An 18,241-nucleotide genomic window follows, 5' to 3' on the forward strand; every position below is an offset into this window, starting at 1 on the left:
CCCAACGCCATGAACGGATGCCGGGTGGCGTTGCGGAAGCACACCCGGCGTCCGTTCATCCGTTCATCCACGCTCAACGACCGGCGGAACCGTGCGCCTCCGAGCGAGCATGCCGGTAGAACGTGGAGCTGGCCTGCGCGTCACTCGCACAGATCGCCTGATGCCCGTGCCCCGGATCCCGGTCCATCTCCACGGCCAGGTAGAACCTGCCGCAGTGGTGGCAGCGGATCCTCGCCTCCCACGGGTCGTCGACCTCCTCGCGCGGGTCACGCGGCCGCCGCATGACCGTCCGCTCCGGCCCGGATGTGGCGAGCACCAGCAGCTCCGCCAGCGCCGACACCACGAATGAGAGCGGCAGTGCCCAGGTCGCGGTCCACGAGCTGTCGTCGCCGACGCTGAGCAGCACCATTCCGACGGCCGTTCCGGCCGCCCAGGCGCCGAGCCCGCCCCAGTTGAACAGCGTCACCCGGCCCGGCCGCCACTCGGTGTGCTCCGAGGACGGCCCGCGCAGCCGGCCCCAGGCGATCCAGACCAGCACGCACGCCGTCCAGGTGACCGTCAGCACCGACTGGTACCGCAGCGCGGCTAGCAGGAACGAGAAGACATCGCTGAGCATCACCACGTACACGATGACGCCCACGACGATCGCCCACGTCACCCGCGACAACTTCAGTTTGAAGACGCGGGCGGCCACGTTCTCCAGGTTGGTGGTCGCAACATAGAAATTGGCGGTGTTGATCCTGGTTTGACTGACCCAGACCAGGATGACCGCTGTCAGGCCCATCATCTGCACCATGCCCAGCACACCGGAGAGCTCGGTCAACTGCCCCTTGCTGGGGATCGTCAGGGCGATGAAGATGCCGATCAGACCATTCGCCAGGATCGTGAACAGGTAGAAGCCGGGGCCGAAGGTCAACCAGCCGTTGCGGCGGATGTCGCGGCGCGAGGTCCGGCCGAACCGTGCGTAGTCCCAGGTGAACATCATCAGCACCCAGTCACCCATGTACACGGTGAACGCCCAGAACCAACCGGGCCCGCTCACCTGGACCTCGGCCGGGCGCCAGGTGAGCCAGTCCCCGCCGGTGCCGTGCGCCTGGATCGTCCAGACCACCGCGACGACCAGCCCGATGACGTAGAACGGGAACAGCAGCCCGTTGAACTTGTCCAGGAAGACCCGAACGCCGCCGAACACCAGCGGCACGCTGTAGGCCACCACGATCAGGTACCAGATCTTCAGGTCGACGCCGCCGAAGTACTCATGGAAGGCGACGGCGATCACCGAGCCTTCAAAGGTGCAGAAGTAGATCGAGATCACGGTGACCAGCAGCGGCGCCAGGACCCCGCCGGCGTAGCCGAACAACCCGCGGGAGAAGAGGTTGACGGTCGTGCCCGTGCGGGCCGCGTAGGCGGACAGCACGTAGTTGACGGCACCGTAGGCGATCACGGCCAGCACCATGCCGATGATGGCGTCCACCGTGCCGACGGCGAGCGCCACCAGCGCGCCGAGAATCAGCCAGAACATGGCGCTGGCCAGTGCCCACCAGGCGCTCGCCAGTGGCAGCGGACTCATCCGCCACGAGCGCGGCACGACATGCTGGGTGTAGTCCTCGGTGGCGGCCTCGCGCACGACCTCGGGATCGTCGGTGTAGATCACCTCGAGATCGGTCGATCTGGTCGGGTCGACTTTCATATGCATCCGCTCCCTGGGTGGCTGGGGTCCATGCGTCCACGCGGCAACCCCACGAAGGAGAAGGCGGAGGGGTTCGCGAGCGCCGCGGTCAGGCGTCGCCGGCCCGCTCGATGGGCGCATCCGAGAGCGGTCGGGCGGGACGCACGGCAGATGGTGCCCCCGGCGAGTGCCGGTCGATGTCTCCGGATCAGACATATGTGGGGCCGAACTTTGCCCGGCTCGACTGTTCCCCCCGGTCGTGGCCGAAGCGACAGTGGTGCCCTTGGAAGGTGCTGTCGGCGTCGACCCCACAGGAGCGAGTCATGAGCAAGGTGGCGGTTGGTGTGTTCATCGCGACGGCGACGACGCCGCCGGATCGGTCCGCTGGCCCGCCAGGCGGAGGACTTCGGCTTCGGCGAGGTCTGGGTCGCCGAGGACTGCTTCCACTACGGCGGCTTCACCTCGGCCGGGCTGGCCCTGCAGGCCACCACGGACATCACGGTCGGTCTCGGCATCATTTCCTCGATGACCCGTCACCCCGCGATCACCGCAATGGAGATCGCCACATTGGCGCGGGTCCACCCGGGCCGATTTCTGCCGGGCATAGGCCACGGAGTGCCGGCCTGGACCGACCAGATGGGACTGACCCCCCGCTCGCCGCTCACCTCCCTGGGCGAGTGTGTGACCGGCATCCGGCGGCTGCTGTCCGGCGGGACCGTCGACAACGAGGGCCGGCAGTTCACCTTCCGGGACGTGTCCTTGAGCTTTATGCCCGACACCCAGGTCCCGCTGCTCACCGGCGTGCTCGGGCCCAAGTCCCTGCGCCTGTCGGGCAAGATCGCGGACGGCACCGTGATGAGCGTGCTGGCCGGCACCAACTACATCGAGTCACCACTCCAGCACATCCGCACCGGGATGACGGAGGCCGGTAGCAGCTCACACCTGTTGCCGACCTTCGCGCTGTTCAGCGTCAACAAGGAGAGCCAGGCCGCACGCGCCGCGGTCCGGCCGCTGCTGGCCTTCTACCTCGAAGCCGTCGGCCCGCACAACGCGCTGACGGAGGCCTTCGGCTACAACGACCACCTGGCCGAGTTGCTGAGCGAGGGCGGCACCGACCGACTGGTGCGGGACATGCCGGAGGAATGGATCGACGAGCTGGCCGTGGCCAGCGATCCCGACCAGGTCGGCGCGCGCATCGAGCAGCTGCTCAAGGCGGGCGCGACCAGTGTCGTGCTGTCGCCGGCCAACCCGGAGAGCGCGGCCCAGGAGCTGGAACTCGTCGCGAAGTCCGTGCTGCCGGCCCTTGGTCGCTGACCTGTTCGCGCCCTGCATCGCCACCACCGAGGGGGTTTCACGTCGGTGGTGGCGCGGCGATGCGGCCCTGGCCAGGCCGCTGCGCCGGCGTCCGGTATCGCGGGCCGAGCCGGGAACGGCCGGGATCAGTCGCCGAGGGCGAGCCGCAGTTGGAGCTCCGCGACGAGCCTTTCCACCGGGTCGTCCAGGTTCAACCCGGAAAGCTGTTGGATCCGCCGCAGCCGGTAGCGCAGCGTGTTGCGGTGGACGTAGAGCAGCTTGGCGGCCTCGGTGAGGTCGCACGCCGCATCGAAGTAGGCGAGCAGCGTCGCGATGTAGTTGGAGTTGCGTTTCTCGTCGAGCTCACGCAGCACGTCGATGCTGCCTTGCAGAAGCTGCGGGCGCTCATGGGCCAGCTCGCGGATCTCCGCCAGCACCGCCCTCGGTCGCAGATCGTCCGGGGAGGCGATGTCCGGCTCGTCGGTGCTCACGAGCAGGCGCACGATCCGGTCGGCCTGCGTGCGGGCCGCGGGCAGCGCATCGAGGGAGTCGATCAGACCGCTCATACCGGCCACCAGCCGGACACCCAGCTGATTGCCCGTCAGGGTCACTATCTCCTGTGCCAGTGGCGCGCCGGCCTCCCGCGAGGGCGTGTCGCAGATCAGCGCGTAGACATGATCGCCCGCGGCCACCGCGGCTCCCCGTCGGTCCCTCATCTCGGCCCGTAGTGCCACGAGATCGTGGACGGACAGCCGCTCCGCCCGGTCATCGGACCATCCGTCGCGCGGCCGGAACGCGAGCACGCGGAACCGCTCCCCGCCGGACACCTCCAGCCGGGCGGCCAGCAGCGAGGCCGACCCGGTCCCCTCCAGCACACCGCGCAGGCACTCGGCCCGCAGCCGGCGGTCGATGTTCTCGGCCGCCCTCGTCCGGACGATCTGCGCGGCCGCGATGCGAGCGACCTCCATCAGCGCGGCCTCCGCATCGGGCCCGAACGGCTGGGCGCCCTGCACCAGCCACACATAGCCGAGCACCTCGATGCCCGCCCGAATGGCGGCCACCAGCCGGGGGCGCTGGCCGGGCGGATCCAGCCGCACCGGGCGCGACGACTCACGGATCCTGCCCATCGAGCCCGAACCACGCAGCCACTGCATGAAGCTCTGCGGCGGGAAGCGGCGCAGGATGGATGCGCGCCGCAGCTCATCGATCTCGCCGCCACGGGTGGAGAAGGCCCGCACGTGCATGCTCGCGTCGTCGATCTCCACCTCGCCACCGAGGTCCGCAGCCGCGGCGTCGGCCAGTGCGAAGAGATCACCGATGGACACGGTGCCCTCGTGGTCGGTACGGAACGCGTGGCCGGTGGCGACCGCCGCCCGCACCTGCGCATGCAGGTACTCCCAGGCCAGGTCGGGCGGCGCGACCAGAACCGCGACGTCCGCGCGGTCGGCCACCGCCCGGGCCCATGCGTGCTGCTCCAGGCCCTTCAACAGCACAGCGGACGCCCCGGCCTTGGCGGCCGTGTCGATCAGCTGGACCAGACCGGGCGAATTCCCCGAGACCCCGACCGCGAAAACGATGTCGTCCCGGTCGATACGGACGGGGTTGGCGGCATCCCAGATCACCGCCGTGCGCACCCGCCGGTCGAGACCGGCCGGTGCGCTGACGACCTCCAGGAGGCCGTTGCCCAACTGCGCCAGCAGCTGTTCGAGGGAGACGGTGTCATCCTGCTGCCCGCTCGCGGCGCCGGCGATCGAATCGGCCGGCCTCTTCCTCGACATGGGTGCGAACACGGGTGTCGCCGCCTCCTGTTCGTGTCGAGCTCGATGGTGATCAGCGGTCAGTCGCGGGGGCTGATCTCCTGGTCCCGGTGGCGCAGCGCGGCGAGCACGTCGAACGGCGTGAGCGGGAGCGACTGCAGCGGCGTGCCGATCGCGTCCGCGACGGCACAGCCGATGACGGCGGCCACCGGGATGATGGACGGCTCCGCGACTCCCTTGGCCCCCAAGGGGCCGTAAGAGCAGGGGTTCTCCAGGATCGCGATCTCGATCGGCGGCACGTCGAGTGCGGTCGGCAGCCGGTAGGTCTCCAGGCCGCTGTCCACGACGACCCCGTCGCTGATCCGCAGGTTCTCGTAGAGGGCGTAGCCGATGCCCTGCGCCACACCCCCCTGTATCTGACCCTCGATCATCTGCGGGTTGATGGCCCGGCCGACGTCCTGCACGACCACGTAGCGGGTGACCCATACCCGCCCGGTGTCGGGGTCGATCTCCACCTCGGCCAGGTGTGCGTGGTAGGAGGCCGCGCTGAAGTGCGTGAACGCCGCACCCACCATGCAGCCTGCGTCGAACGGCACCGGTGGGGCGACGAACTTGCCGGCCGCCGAGATCGGTCCGGAAGACCACAGCGCGGTCGCGGCGACCGCCGCGAGGCTCACCCGTCGTCTCGGGGCGCCCACCACACCCACGTGGCCGTCGACCAGCTCCAGGTCCTCCGGGGAGGCCTCGAGCATCCCGCCGGCCACATCCAGCACCTGCTCGCGGACCTGCGCCGCGGCGTCGAGCGCCGCGCTGCCCGTCCCGAAGGTCGTCCGGCTGCCCTGGGCGCCGTGGTCGTAGCCCGCCGCGTCGGTGTCGGCCGGCGTGACCAGCACATCCTCGAACGGCACGCCCAGCTCGTCGGCGACGATCTGGCGGATTCCGGTCGCCACCCCGCCGGTGCCGATCTCGGCGGCCGCGCAGGTCACCGTGACGGTGCCGTCCTCGCCCAGCTTGACCGTCGCTCCGGACGGACCGGGGTTGGTGATCCAGGTCATCGGCACCACCGCCACGCCTCGCAGCGGCCGGCGCGCGGCGGTCAGCTCGTCCCAAGGCGCGATCTCGTCGGCCTTGGCCAGTGCCTGCTCGAGGAAGGCGTCGTCGAGTTGCTGGCCGTTGACCATCTGCTCGCCGGCCTTCAGTACGTTGCGCAGCCGCAACTCCCGCCGGTCGATCCCCAGTTCCCTGGCGATGTGGTCCAGGTGCATCTCCTGGGCGAAGACGCAGTAGTTGCCGTTGACGCCCCGGAACGCAGCGGTGGGCGCGGTGTTGGTGTAGACGACCTTGCTGACGTAACGGGCGCTCGGGATCCGGTAGGTTCCGCCGAGGGCGAGCGGTGCCAGGTTTGCGCACGCCACGGTCTCACCGCTGGAGTTCGCGCCGTTGTCGCAGAGAATCACGCCCTCCTGGGCGAGGATGGTGCCGTCCTTCGCCACCGCGGTGCGCAGACGCACGATGGCGTTCTCCCTCGGACCGCAGGTGGCCTGCTCTTCGGCGCGGCTGTTCACCACGCGGACCGGACGCCCCGCCTTGCGTGCCAGGACGCAGGCCATCGGCTCGAGCATCGCGTCCAGTTTGCCGCCGAATCCGCCGCCGATGGTGGGGACCACGACCCGCACGTCGGAGGGGCGGACGCCGAGCAGTTCCGCGACCCGCCCCCGCACCAGGAAGGGAAACTGGGTCGGAGTGTGCACGATGTAGCGGCCCTGCTCGTAGCGGGCGACGGCGGCGTGCGGCTCGATCGAGCACTGATGCTGGCGGGGGGTGCGGTACTCGTCCTCGACCACCAGGTGCGCCGAGGCGAAAGCGGCCTCCACGTCGCCCTGTTCGACACGGGCCTCCCAGGCCAGGTTCCCGCCGCGAGGCCCGTCGAGGAGGGTCTCGTAGCTCTCCCAGTCGGGGTGGATGACCCTGGCGTCGTCGGCGAGTGCCGCCTCGAGATCGTAGACCGGTTCGAGCGGGTCGACCTCCAACTCGATCGCGGCGATCGCCGCGTCGGCCTGCTCGGTGGTGTCCGCGGCGAGAGCGGCGATCGGCTCGCCGACGTAGCGGATCTCGTCGCGGGCGAACACCGTCTGGTCCTTGAGGACGAGCATGCCGGACAGCCCCGGGGTGTCGGCCGCGGTGGCGACCGCCCGGACCCCCGGGATCTTCTCCGCTCGGCTGGTGTCCAGCCGGGTGATCCGCGCGGCCGGCACGCTGGAGCGCAACACCCGGACCACCAGTGCGCCCGGTTCGGTGTAGTCCATGCCGTAGACCGCGGTTCCGCGCACCTTGGCGTCCCCGTCCGCTCGGCGGACGCTGGTACCCACCACTGTCATCGGTGGCCTCCGTCGGTTCCGGCGGCGCGCAGTGCCGCATCGACGATCTTCTGGTAGCCGGTGCAGCGGCAGATGTTGCCGGTCAGGGACTGGCGCACGGTCTCCTCCGACAGGTCGCGGCTCTGCTCCAGAACCGCGGTCAGAGTCATCGCCATCCCCGGTATGCAGGCCCCGCACTGCACCCCGCCGGCGTCCAGCAGCGCGTCCTGGACGGGGCTGAGCGGGCCGTCCGCTCCGGCCAGCGACTCCACGGTGCGCACCGAACATCCCTCCACGGCGGACACGGGGAGCAGGCAGGACACGACGGGCTGATCGTCGAGCAGGACGGTGCAGGCGCCGCACCGTCCCTCGCCGCAGCCGGGTTTGGCTCCGGTGAGGCCGAAGTGCTCACGCAGCACCTCCAGCAGCGGCGTCAGCCCTGAAACGTCGACATCGACGCCACGGCCGTTGAGCGTGAACGCGTACGACACAACATCCTCCTAGACGGCAAGCTCGGCGCAGGCGCGGCGCACCAGCGACGGCAGCACCTCGCGGCGGTACCAACCGGGGGCGTCAAGACCGTCCCTCGGCGTGCAGTCGGCTGCGGCCAGCCGGCCCGCCTCCTCACCGGCGGCCGCCGACGGCCGGTTGCCGACCAGCGCATCGGCCGCGGCGTGCGACAGCCGCGCGACAGGTTCCACGGATCCGATCGCCACGCGCGCCGCGGTGACGACTCCGTCGGGATCGAGATCCACGCAGACGCAGACATTGGCGATGGCGTACTCACCCCCGCCGCGCACGGTCAGGCGGGCGAACGCGGAGCGACGGGTGGCCGGCGCCGCAACCAGCGCCCGCACGACGATCTCGTCCGCAGGCCGCTGAGCGCGCTCCAGCAGGTATTCGCCGAGCGGCACGGTCGCCCGGCCCCGCAGCGAGGCGGTCTCGAGCCGGGCGTCGAGAGCAAGCAGGGCAGGGACCAGATCCGCCTCCGCGAATCCGGTCGCGCCGATGTTGCCGCCCAGTGTCGCCACGTTCCGCACCTGGGGGAACGCGGACTGACCCGCCGCGCCGACCAGCCCCGCCAGCGCGGCGGGCAGTTCGCGCGACGCGAGGTCGGTGTGCGTGGTGAGCGCCCCCAGCGAAACCTCCTCGCCCGACTCGATCGCGCGCAGCTCTGCGATGCCGTTCAGCGAGACGTAGCGGGGACGCAGGTCCTCACCTCGCAAGGACGAGCGCATCACCCAGGTTCCGGCGGCCAGGGCCGCTCCGCGGTCACCGAGATCGGCCAGTGCGCGCACCGCCTCGTCGACCGAGGTGGCCGGTAGTACTTCGCAGCCTTTCGTGGTCGTACTCACCACATCACCTCGCGGTGTTGTTCGTTGTGGAGTCTCCAGCGGAGACGTGGCCAGAGCGGCGACACCCGCTGCCGCACCGAGGGGTCCGGAACCCCGGGGCTCATGGACCCATGCCGATCCACTCGGCGCCGTCAGGTGAGATCTCCTTCTTCCAGATCGGCACTTCTTCCTTGAGCAACTCGATACACATCCGGGACGCCTCGAAGGCCTCTGCCCGATGCGGGGCGGATGCGGCGATGACGACGGCAGCGTCGCCGATCTCGAGCCGGCCGGTGCGATGGGCGACCGCGACGCGGACACCGGACGCGATGGACTGGCACCGGTGGATGATGTCGGCCAGGGTCTTGAGGACCATGCCGGGGTAGGCCTCGTACTCCAGGCGGGTCACCTGCTTGCCGTGGCTGTGGTCGCGCACGGTGCCGATGAACACGACGGTGCCCCCCTGCCCCGGGCCGGTGACAGCGGCCAGGACTTCGTCCACGCTGAGGGGCTGTTCGGTGAGGCGGCAGTAGGGCTCGGCACCACCGGCCACCGGGGGGATCAGGGCGACGACGTCACCGTCGGTCAGTGGCCGCTCGGGTGGCGCGAAGTCTTCGTTCACGGCCGCCTTGACGTGGCGGCGGACACCCTCCAGGCCGGGGTGCAGGTGGCACAACCGGTCGATGAGCCGGCCCAGAGTCGTTCCGTCGGTCACGGTGACGTCCTCCTGGTGGGTACCGACGAACCGTTCGCGCAGCGCACCGAAATACAGCACGCGGATCTGCATGCATGTCCTCTTCCTCTGCCCGGGAGCAGCTCTCAGCCCCCGATGGCGGACATCGGCCTGGATGGCTGCAGGAATCCCAGGTCGTCGATGCCCGCGCCCGCCTTCTTCGTCCACATCGCGGCTCTCCAGCGCTCGGCGAGCTCCTCGTCGGTGGCTCCGCCCCGCAGCGGGGTGCGCAGATCGGACTCCTCCCGCGCGAACAGGCAGTTGCGGATCTGACCGTCCGCGGTGAGCCGAGTCCGGTCGCAGGAGCCGCAGAACGGCCGGGTCACGCTGGCGATGACGCCGACCCGTGCCGGACCACCGTCCACCAGCCATGTCTCCGCCGGGGCGCTGCCACGAATCCCTTCGTCCTCCGGGGTCAGGTCGAACACGGCCGACAGCGAGTCGAGGATCTCCGCGGCGGTCACCATGGCGTCACGGCTCCAGCCGTGCTGGGCGTCCAGCGGCATCTGCTCGATGAAACGCAGCTGGTAACCGCGCTCCAGACACCAGCGCAGCAGCTCGGGCGCCTCGTCGTCGTTGACGCCGCGCATGAGCACCGCGTTCACCTTGACCGGCCGCAGGCCCGCGGCGTCAGCCGCCGCGAGGCCTGCGACCACATCGGCCAGCCGGTCCCGCCGCGCGAGCTTGCGGAACCTCTCGGGCACCAACGTATCCAAGGAGACGTTGACGCGGTCGAGGCCCGCCTCACGCAGCGGCCGGGCGAGTCGGGGAAGGCCGATGCCGTTGGTGGTCAACGAGATCTGGGGCCGCGGCTGAAGCGCGGCGACCCGGCCGATCACATCGAGCAGGTCGCGCCGCAGGAGTGGCTCGCCGCCGGTGAAGCGGACCTCCCGGACGCCGAGCCGCGTCACCGCGATGCGGATCAGTCGGACGATCTCGTCCGCGGTCAGCAGCTCGGGTTTGGGAAGCCAGTCCAGTCCCTCGGCGGGCATGCAGTATGTGCAGCGCAGGTTGCAACGATCCGTCAGCGACACCCGAAGGTCGGTCGCCACCCGACCGTAGGTGTCGATGAGCATCGGTGCCTGACCGGTGATCCGGCCCATGCGGTTCCTCGTCTCAGGTTGCGGGATGCAGGGTGTAGGACGGGAAGTTCCCGTGCAGCGGGTCGTCGGGCGCGCCGTCGGTCACCGCGCGCACGAGCAGCTCACCTCCCACGAATGCGCCGCGCCACGAGGCTCCGTTGCCGCCGAAGACCTCCTCGCGGTCGCCGCGGGACCGCGGCTTGTTGATCCCCACCTTGAACGCCTGCAGCTGCCTGCCCAGCCGCTGGGCCGTCGCTTCGTCGTCGCAGGCGAGGGACGCGACGAGCGCTCCGTTGCTGGCGTTCATCGCGGCGAGCAGCTCGGCCTCGGTGTCCACGAGCACGATGGTGTCGACGGGGCCGAACGGTTCGGCGTGGAAGAGCGCGGACGAGCTCGGCGGGCTCAGGACCGCGACCGGCGCCAGGTAGGCGGAGCGGTCCTGGCCGTCGATGAAGCGGCCGCGGCCGACGTCGCCCCGGTAGAGGGGGACACCGCCCCGGTCGAGGGTCTCCGCCACGGCGTCGTTCAGCTCTTTGACCTTGGCGGCGTTGATGAGTGGCCCGTAGTCGAGATCGGGCAGCGCATCGTCCGGTGAAGCGACCGCGAGTGGGTGCCCGAACCGGACCTCGTCCAGCACGGGCAGATAGGCCGCGAGGAAGTCGTCGAACAGCGAGCGCTGCACCACGTAGCGGGGGTAGGCGGTGCACCGCTGCTTGGCGTAGTCGAAGCTCTTGCGCAGATGACCGGACAGTGTCTTCCAGTCGCTGAACTCCCACACCCCCCAGCAGTTCAGACCTTCCTGCTCCAGGATGTGCCGCTTCCCCTGGTCGACGAGGCTCTCCACCTGGCTGCCGGCCGCCCGTCCGCCGACGAACGAGACGCAGCCGATCTCCGGTGCCGCCACCAGGGCCGGGGAGAGCGTCCTCCCGGAACCGCTGACCAGCGTGATGGGCAGGCCCTCGCGTGCCGCCAGCGCACAGGCCAGCGTCAGGCAGGCCAGTCCGCCGTCGGTCGGCGTCTTCGCGATCACGGCGTTGCCGGCGAGCAACTGGACGAGCATGGCGTGCATCAGCACGCTCATCGGGTAGTTCCAGCTCGCAATGTTGCTGACCGGTCCGGCCAGAGGCGTGCGGCCGACGAGCATCCGGTCGATCTCCTCGACGTACCACCGCACTCCGTCGATGCAGCGGTCGACGTCATTGGTGGCCAGACGCCACGGCTTGCCGATCTCCCACACCAGCAGCAGGGACAGCAGGTCCCGGTGGGTCTGAAGCGCGTCCAGCGCGGCCGTGACCTTGGCCTTGCGCTCCGCGAGCGGCACCTGACGCCACTCGCGGTGCGCCTGCGCGGCGGCGGCGACCGCGGCGGAGGCCTCCTGAAGACTCAGAAACGGCGGCCCGGCGATCTCAGTGCCGTCGACCGCGGAGGTCGCGGGGATGGGAGCACCGTCGCGACGCCACTGGCCGCCCCACAGGTTGAGTACCCGGTCGTCGTGGAATGCCTCCGGGGCGACGGCCACGCAGCGTGCGTAGGCGTCCGCCCAGGCCGTGCCGGGCTTGAGGATGAGAGACATGTGCACCTCCTCGTTCAGTGACTTCTGGTCAAGCCGGTGACAGCGAGGCCGGAGTGCGTCTTGTACTTCTTGTTGATCGAGATGAGCACCGCCGTCAGCGGTTCGAGCTGGCGGGCCAGACGCAACGCCCCGGCGTCCACTCCGATCCGGCCGGTGACCGCACGGACGAGCTCCTGCACGACGCCCTTCGCGGCCGCGTCGTCACCGCAGACGAGGACGTCCTCGTCCTTGAGGTACTCGGCGTCGCCGAGCAGGCTTACCGCGGACACGTGGTGGAAGGCCCCGACCACACGGCTGTCCGGCAACAACCCTGCGGCCTGTTCGGCGGCACTGCCGTCGCTCACCGGCAGGCCGTAGGGGCCGCGCTTGTCGAACCCCAGCGGATTGACGCAGCTGATCACGATCTTGCCGGCCAGGTGGTCGCGCAGATCTGCCACGAGCTCGGCGTGGCCGTTCCACGGAACGGCCAGCAGTACGACCTCGTTGACCGATGCGGCCGTGGCGTTGGACGTCCCGGAGACTGCTTGGTCCGTGGGAAGTCTGGCGTTGAGCTCCTGGGCCGCCTCCTGTGCCCGCTCGGGCGAGCGGGATCCGAGGAAGACCCGGTGTCCGGCGCGGGCGAACCGGTACGCCAGTCCCTTGCCCTGCGGGCCCGTGCCACCGATCACGCCGATGGAGTAAGTCTGCGACTGCATGGGTGCTCCTGGGGGTGAATGGTCCGGGTCACAGCGGCGCGAGCTTCTCGACCGGCGTCCAGTCCTCGTCCAGGCCGAAGGCCCGGGGACCGAAGACGTCCAGTGCCTCGGGGGTGCGCATGATCGCCGGCGTGGAGATGGCGATCACCCGCACGCGCTGCCCGTAGCGCAGCGCCTCGGTCGTGATCGGCGTCGCGGTCTCGGCGTCGAGCACCGAGATGAGGTCCGGGACGATCGCGAGCAGCTTTCCGTCGCTGCGGGCCACCAGATGCTCGTTCTGGAAGGTGAGCTCCACCTTCGTCGCGCCGTCGAACGTCGCGATGGTCGCGGTGCCGCGGACGAACCCGTCGGCGCTGCGGCGCTCGATGTCGACGACCTTGCCCTCGAGCAGGATGCGTGCGTGCTCGTAGATGGTGCCGGACAGGTAGTCGATCAACGCCTGGAACGGATCTTGCTGGCTCTCCCTGGCTTCCCGGATCACCCTGCCGAGCCGGAGGGCCAGCGTCATGGTCCCCGGGATCGCGGTGCGCTTCACGTCGGTGCCGCTCATGGGATATTCGGCGATGTAGGAGACGCCGCCCATCCGAATCGTCACTCCGCGCGCGAACCACTCCATGCTGCGGTTGTCATCGCCGGTGTCGATGATCGTCACGTTCTGACGCTCGTCGCAGATCGCCATCGGTGAGCCCGCGACCCCGTACACCCCGAAGGTCTCCATCTGCAGCTCGGGGAAGGCGCGTCCCATCCCGTCGCCGTCGACAATCGGCAGCCCGGTGCGCGCCGCGACCAGCAGCGGAACCATCGAGTTCAGGCCGCCGCACTCCATCGGAATGATGGCGTCGGCCTTCCTGCCGAGATGCTGTTCCAGCCGGCGCAGCGCCGTCACCGGCTCGTCCCCGCCGGGGATCTTCTCGATGACGACGGTCGGTGCGCCCATGAAGGCGCTGGCGATGACGAGCGCCTCGTCGTCGACCTCGTCCGGCTCGATCAGCCGGATGGTGCGGCCGCGCCGCAGTTCCTCGGCCACCAGCAGGGTCCCGATGTAGGGATCTCCGCCGCCCCCGGTCCCCAGCAGGGCGGCGCCCCGCGCCAGGTCTTCCAAGTCGTCGAGCTCAAGCGTGTATGCCATGTCTCCCTCTGTCCTTTCGATCGCCCGATACCGCACCGCCTCACCGGGCGAGGACGAGATCTCCCACTGCCTTGACCCGGATCCGTGTCGCGTTGCCCGGCAGGTAGGCCAGGGGGACTTCGTCGACATCCACGATCTGCACCGACGAGCGGCTCGCACCGGCCGACACCGCCTTGTCGACGGCCTCCTGCTTGGCCTCGTCGAGCACGGCGTCCCGCTGGCCGGGCTGGATCGAGTACATGCGGTCGACCTCGCCGCCCACCTGCGCGATCGCCGCGCCGATCGCGTTGGCGGTGGCGAAGAACTCCGGCCGCCGCACCTCACCGACGCCGGGAAGGCTCTCCGGGACGAGGATGCTGCCGCCGCCGACGGCCACCACGGCGATGGGCTCGGAGCTGGTGCGCACCCGGTCCACCACGTTGGTCATGTCCTCGGAGATCCGCTGCAGCACGGCGTCGATGAACGACCGGTCCAGATGACGGACCAGGCTCCGGTCCCCGATGTCGGCGATCCCGGCGGCCACCGCGATATCGGTGCAGGTCAACGTGTCGCCCCCGAACACCAGTGCCTTCTCGGTCAGCCGGTAGCCGACGCTGTCGGGGCCGACGCCGAACGGCTCGGACCGTACGCGGCTGCCTCCGCCGATACCGATCGAGAGGACGTCGGGCATACGGAAGTTGGTGCGGATGCCGCTCACGCTGACCTCGGTCGAGGCTTCGTGCGGGAAGCCGTTGCGGAGCATGCCCACGTCCGTCGTGGTACCGCCGACGTCCACCACGGCGCAGTCGCGCAGGCCGGACAGGAAGGCCGCGCCGCGCATCGAGTTGGTCGGTCCGGAAGCGAAGGTGGCGACCGGGTAGCGGCGCGCGTAGTCGACGTCCATGAGCGTGCCGTCGTTCTGGCTGAGGAACAGTGGCGCGTGGATCCCCGCGCCGCTCACGGCCTCGGCCAGGCCGCGGCAGATGTGGTCGGCGAGTTCGCTCAGGCAGGCGTTGATGATGGTGGCGTTCTCACGCTCCAGCAGGCCCATACGCCCGATCTCGTGGGACAGGCTCAGCGACGCCCCGGGAAGGAGCTCCTTGAGGATCTCGGCGGCCTCACGTTCGCACTCCTCGTTCACCGGGGAGTACACCGATGAGATCGCGATGCTGCGCACTCCCTGCGCGGCGATCTCCTCGGCCACCCTGGCCAGCTCGTCGCGGCTCATGGGAGCGATCCGCCGCCCGTCGATCTCGTGCCCGCCGTGGCACATGTAGGCCCGGCCGTCGATCGCCCGCACCAGGCGCTCGGGCCAACTCGACATCGGGGGCAGGGCGGCGGTCGCCGGCAGCCCCAGCCGGATGGCGGCCGTCGGGGCGAGGCGGTTTCCCTCCACGATCGCATTGATGAAATGCGTCGTGCCGATCATGACGCCCTGGATCGCCGATGGTTCGTATTGCGTGCCCGACAGGAGGGTCTTCAAGGCCTCGGCGATGCCCGTCGTCACATCTTCGGTGGTTGCAATCTTGGTATGTGCGCACACCCGATCGCCGTCCATGAGGACCGCGTCGGTATTTGTTCCACCTACGTCAATGCCAATGCGCATCGGCTCTCCATTGTTGTGTCCAGCAGACCTCGACCTCGTACCTTGTCCGCAGCCGTAGCCGCAGCCTCAGCCTCGCGGCTTGTCCGCGGACGAACGCATATGCCGACGGCCTGAATTGACCTTAGATTCGGCGCACCGACGGGTCATTGTGCTTTCTGCGACCAGTGAAGCCGGAAATTGTGCAACCCGCCCGACGCGGCCTGCCGACCAGCGGCGTCACGCAGAGTGAGGGGCTCGGACCGCGTCGGCGGCATGCCCGCGGCCACGCGGGGCGCTGCTTCGGCCGGGCTGCGGATGCCCCGCTTCGGCCCCGCCGAGCCATCCTTGCGAGATGCACAAGATCTCGCGAGGAATTGTGGGAAACACCGAAGACCAGCAGGTCCGGCGGCCCCTAACTTTCCGGGACATGGGGCCGGGGCACCTCCCCGGCCACCGCTGATCCCCTTCGGCGTCTGTCCCCGGCCCCCTCACTTCAGGAGGAGCGATGCTTGAGCAACCTGCGATGCGGCACCCACGGGTGGGCGTGCGATGAGCGCCGCGACTGACATGCCGGTGGGACTGGTCCTCGGAAGCCACATGCCCGCCAAGGACATCGTGGCGATGGCCCGCCAGGCCGAAGATCTCGGTTTCGGAGAAATGTGGTTCTCCGAGGACTGTTTCTTCTCCGGTGGAATTGCCGGAGCCGCCGCGGCGCTTGCCGGGACCAACCACTTGCCGCTCGGTCTCGGAATCGTCTCCGCGGTGACTCGGCACCCCGCGATCCTGGCCATGGAACTCGCCACTCTCGACGTACTGTTTCCGGGCCGCATTTATGGCGGCATTGGGCACGGCGTGCCTGCCTGGCTGGACCAGATGGGCCTCATGCCGCCAGCGCCGTTGAAAACCCTCCGCCAATGCGTGACCGCGGTCAGGCAGCTGCTCGACGGCAAATCGCTCACCGAAGAGGGACATTTCAAGTTCGACAACATTGAGCTGACGTACCCGGCGGCCACCCGCGTGCCGCTCTACACCGGGGTGGTGAACGAGAGGGGGCTTCGGGTGTCGGGCGCCGTCGCCGACGGCACGATCCTGTCGGTCCTGGCCAGCCCGGCCTACGTCGAGTGGGCCAGGGCCCGGATCACCGAAGGCGCCGAAAAGGCCCAGCGCACCGACCCGCACCGGCTGGTGACCTACACGCTCTTCTCGGTCAACTCCGACTCCAAGGTCGCCAGGGCCGCGGTGCGGGAATCCATCGCCTTCTACCTCGCGGCGATGCCCAACAGCGCCCTGTCGCAGGTGTACGGAATCCAGGACGAGCTCAATGAGCTGCTGGCGGCCGGCGGAGCCGAAGCCGTCGCGCGGGACATGCCCGACGCCTGGGTCGACGACCTGGCGGTCGCCGGCGACCCCGACGAATGCGCCGAGAAGCTGCGCCGCCTGCTCGATGCGGGCTCCGACTCCATCGGGCTGTGGTTGTTCCCGGCGGACCAGGCCGGCGAGGTCGCCCAGCTGACTGCCCGCGAAGTACTCCCCCGGCTCTGACGAAAGGACCCTCATGCCGTACCGCGTCTTCTTCCTCAACAAGCTCCGCGAAGGTGTCGACCCGGCCGACTACGAGAGCTGGATCCGGCGCACCGACTACCCCGTCGCTCGCGCGAACCCGGCGATCCAGCGCTACGAGGTCACCAGGCTCGAGTCGACGCTGGACGACGGCTCCCCCTCCTACGACTACCTCGAGGTGCTGGAAGTCGTCGGAATCGAGGAGTACCGGCAGGCGCTGGACACGCCGGAGTTCAAGCAACTCCTCGGCGAATGGTCGGAGTTCATCGCCTCCTCCGAGGCGGTCCACGGTGGAGTGATCGAGTGACCGGCCGCCGCTCGGCGCCCCCTCGGCACAAGGAAGCGACCCATGCGTGACGTCCTGCACGCCGTCTCCGGCTGGTACGACTCCGGGGAGCGGTTCGCACTCGGCACCGTGGTTCATACCTCCCGCAGCGCGCCCCGCGGCCCCGGAGCGGCCATGGCCGTCTCCGGCAGCGGCGAGGTGGTGGGCAGCGTGTCGGGCGGCTGCGTCGAGGGCGCCGTGTACGAAGCCGCCCAACTCGCCGTCCAGACCGGAGAACCGGCGCTCGAGAAGTACGGAGTGAGCGACGACGAGGCCTTCGCTGTCGGCCTCACCTGCGGCGGGATCATCCACGTCTTCGTGGAGCCGGTCGACCGGACGACGTTCCCGCAGTTCGGGGAGGTCGTCGCGTCGATCGAGCGGAGCGAGCCGGTCGCGGTGGCGACCGTGGTCGACGGTCACGGCCGGATCGGCGCCCGTCGCGTACTGTGGCCGGACCACGCTTCCGGATCACTCGGCGACGAGCGGCTCGACCACGCGGTCACCGAGGACGCCCGCGCCATGCTGGCCCAGGCGCAGACCGGCATTCGGCACTACGGGCTGCACGGGGAGCGGCGTCACGACGAAGTGTCGGTGTTCGTGCAGTCCTACACGCCCGCTCCCAGGATGCTGGTGTTCGGCGCGATCGACTTCGCCTCCGCGGTGGCCAGGATCGGAGTCTTCCTCGGTTACCACGTCACCGTGTGCGACGCCAGACCGGTGTTCGCCACGCGCAGGCGGTTCCCCGAGGCTCATGAGGTGGTCTGCGAGTGGCCGCACCGGTACCTGGCCCGGACGGCTGTCGATGAGCGCACAGTGATCTGCGTGCTCACCCACGACCCCAAGTTCGACGTACCGCTGCTCCAGGTCGCCCTCGGGACGCGAGCCGCCTACATCGGTGTGATGGGCAGCAGACGGACCCACCGCGACCGGATCGACCGGCTCCGGGAGCAAGGGGTCACCGACGACGAGTTGCAGCGGCTCGCATCGCCGATCGGTCTGGACATCGGTTCGCACACCCCGGAGGAAACCGCGATATCCATCGCGGCGGAGATCATCCAGACCCGCACGGGTGGAACCGGCGAGCGACTGTCGAGGACCGACGGCCCCATTCACCGCGCAAGTGCCCGACCGACCGCATCACTGGCAGAGGCAGATCTCAGGGAGTAATCC

15 protein-coding genes are annotated in these 18,241 nt (G+C 69.6%); 4 read left to right on the forward strand and 11 right to left on the reverse strand.

The genetic code is table 11. The features are described 5' to 3' along the window. Positions 1-73: 73 nt before the first annotated feature. The gene (locus ABZV31_RS34370) at positions 74-1,690 is read right to left on the reverse strand and encodes a hypothetical protein (protein ID WP_355900775.1); all 1,617 of its coding nucleotides are present in this window, start codon (positions 1,688-1,690) and stop codon (positions 74-76) included. Between the two features lie 321 nt (positions 1,691-2,011). Between ABZV31_RS34370 and ABZV31_RS34375 the strand changes: the two genes are divergently transcribed. Continuing rightward, positions 2,012-2,983: an LLM class flavin-dependent oxidoreductase gene (locus tag ABZV31_RS34375; protein WP_355900776.1), complete on the forward strand. Its 972-nt coding sequence runs from the start codon at positions 2,012-2,014 to the stop codon at positions 2,981-2,983. A gap of 125 nt (positions 2,984-3,108) precedes the next feature. Here the strand turns inward: ABZV31_RS34375 and ABZV31_RS34380 are convergent, their stop codons facing one another. The 10 genes from ABZV31_RS34380 to ABZV31_RS34425 form a co-directional block, all read right to left on the reverse strand. Continuing rightward, positions 3,109-4,740, reverse strand: coding sequence for a helix-turn-helix domain-containing protein (locus ABZV31_RS34380; protein WP_355900777.1), 1,632 nt, complete (start codon positions 4,738-4,740; stop codon positions 3,109-3,111). 59 nt (positions 4,741-4,799) lie between these two features. Further along, positions 4,800-7,097, reverse strand: coding sequence for a xanthine dehydrogenase family protein molybdopterin-binding subunit (locus ABZV31_RS34385; RefSeq protein ID WP_355900778.1), 2,298 nt, complete (start codon positions 7,095-7,097; stop codon positions 4,800-4,802). Then, positions 7,094-7,567, reverse strand: coding sequence for a (2Fe-2S)-binding protein (locus tag ABZV31_RS34390; protein ID WP_355900779.1), 474 nt, complete (start codon positions 7,565-7,567; stop codon positions 7,094-7,096). Before ABZV31_RS34390 ends, ABZV31_RS34385 begins: the two co-directional genes overlap by 4 nt. 9 nt (positions 7,568-7,576) lie before the next feature. Next, the gene (locus ABZV31_RS34395; RefSeq protein ID WP_355900780.1) at positions 7,577-8,431 is read right to left on the reverse strand and encodes an FAD binding domain-containing protein; all 855 of its coding nucleotides are present in this window, start codon (positions 8,429-8,431) and stop codon (positions 7,577-7,579) included. 100 nt (positions 8,432-8,531) lie between these two features. Beyond that, on the reverse strand, positions 8,532-9,197 hold the full coding sequence (locus ABZV31_RS34400) for a molybdenum cofactor biosynthesis protein MoaE (RefSeq protein ID WP_355900781.1): 666 nt from the start codon (positions 9,195-9,197) through the stop codon (positions 8,532-8,534). A 32-nt stretch (positions 9,198-9,229) separates the two neighbouring features. After that, positions 9,230-10,219, reverse strand: coding sequence for a GTP 3',8-cyclase MoaA (moaA, locus tag ABZV31_RS34405; protein ID WP_355900797.1), 990 nt, complete (start codon positions 10,217-10,219; stop codon positions 9,230-9,232). Between the two features lie 40 nt (positions 10,220-10,259). Beyond that, on the reverse strand, positions 10,260-11,798 hold the full coding sequence (locus ABZV31_RS34410; RefSeq protein ID WP_355900782.1) for an aldehyde dehydrogenase family protein: 1,539 nt from the start codon (positions 11,796-11,798) through the stop codon (positions 10,260-10,262). 14 nt (positions 11,799-11,812) lie between these two features. After that, entirely contained in the window at positions 11,813-12,493 is a 681-nt protein-coding gene (npdG, locus tag ABZV31_RS34415; protein WP_355900783.1) for an NADPH-dependent F420 reductase, read from the reverse strand. 28 nt (positions 12,494-12,521) lie between these two features. Then, complete coding sequence (locus ABZV31_RS34420; RefSeq protein WP_355900784.1) at positions 12,522-13,622, reverse strand: DUF917 domain-containing protein; 1,101 nt, start codon at positions 13,620-13,622, stop codon at positions 12,522-12,524. Positions 13,623-13,662: 40 nt separating this feature from the next. Continuing rightward, the gene (locus ABZV31_RS34425) at positions 13,663-15,207 is read right to left on the reverse strand and encodes a hydantoinase/oxoprolinase family protein (protein WP_355900785.1); all 1,545 of its coding nucleotides are present in this window, start codon (positions 15,205-15,207) and stop codon (positions 13,663-13,665) included. Positions 15,208-15,735: 528 nt separating this feature from the next. On the opposite strand from ABZV31_RS34425, the gene ABZV31_RS34430 reads away from it, so the two are divergent. From ABZV31_RS34430 to ABZV31_RS34440, 3 genes are read left to right on the forward strand one after another with little or no spacing between them, the layout of a single operon-like run. Then, the gene (locus tag ABZV31_RS34430) at positions 15,736-16,728 is read left to right on the forward strand and encodes an LLM class flavin-dependent oxidoreductase (RefSeq protein ID WP_355900786.1); all 993 of its coding nucleotides are present in this window, start codon (positions 15,736-15,738) and stop codon (positions 16,726-16,728) included. A gap of 13 nt (positions 16,729-16,741) precedes the next feature. Then, a complete protein-coding gene (locus tag ABZV31_RS34435; protein WP_355900787.1) occupies positions 16,742-17,053 on the forward strand; it encodes a hypothetical protein in 312 nt (103 codons plus the stop codon). Positions 17,054-17,095: 42 nt separating this feature from the next. After that, positions 17,096-18,238 (forward strand): XdhC/CoxI family protein, encoded by a 1,143-nt coding sequence (locus ABZV31_RS34440; RefSeq protein WP_355900788.1) that lies wholly within the window; start codon positions 17,096-17,098, stop codon positions 18,236-18,238. Positions 18,239-18,241 lie beyond the last annotated feature (3 nt).

The organism is Streptomyces sp. NPDC005202 (assembly GCF_040608235.1).
Lineage (GTDB): Bacteria > Actinomycetota > Actinomycetes > Streptomycetales > Streptomycetaceae > Streptomyces.

Coding starts and splice junctions, on each gene's coding strand:
- ABZV31_RS34435 (WP_355900787.1), top strand. CDS start 16,742: ATGCCGTACCGCGTCTTCTTCCTCAACAAGCTCCGCGAAGGTGTCGAC.
- ABZV31_RS34425 (WP_355900785.1), bottom strand. CDS start 15,207: ATGCGCATTGGCATTGACGTAGGTGGAACAAATACCGACGCGGTCCTC.
- ABZV31_RS34410 (WP_355900782.1), bottom strand. CDS start 11,798: ATGTCTCTCATCCTCAAGCCCGGCACGGCCTGGGCGGACGCCTACGCA.
- moaA (WP_355900797.1), bottom strand. CDS start 10,219: ATGCTCATCGACACCTACGGTCGGGTGGCGACCGACCTTCGGGTGTCG.
- ABZV31_RS34430 (WP_355900786.1), top strand. CDS start 15,736: ATGAGCGCCGCGACTGACATGCCGGTGGGACTGGTCCTCGGAAGCCAC.
- ABZV31_RS34440 (WP_355900788.1), top strand. CDS start 17,096: ATGCGTGACGTCCTGCACGCCGTCTCCGGCTGGTACGACTCCGGGGAG.
- ABZV31_RS34400 (WP_355900781.1), bottom strand. CDS start 9,197: ATGCAGATCCGCGTGCTGTATTTCGGTGCGCTGCGCGAACGGTTCGTC.
- ABZV31_RS34380 (WP_355900777.1), bottom strand. CDS start 4,740: ATGTCGAGGAAGAGGCCGGCCGATTCGATCGCCGGCGCCGCGAGCGGG.
- ABZV31_RS34370 (WP_355900775.1), bottom strand. CDS start 1,690: ATGAAAGTCGACCCGACCAGATCGACCGATCTCGAGGTGATCTACACC.
- ABZV31_RS34385 (WP_355900778.1), bottom strand. CDS start 7,097: ATGACAGTGGTGGGTACCAGCGTCCGCCGAGCGGACGGGGACGCCAAG.
- npdG (WP_355900783.1), bottom strand. CDS start 12,493: ATGCAGTCGCAGACTTACTCCATCGGCGTGATCGGTGGCACGGGCCCG.
- ABZV31_RS34420 (WP_355900784.1), bottom strand. CDS start 13,622: ATGGCATACACGCTTGAGCTCGACGACTTGGAAGACCTGGCGCGGGGC.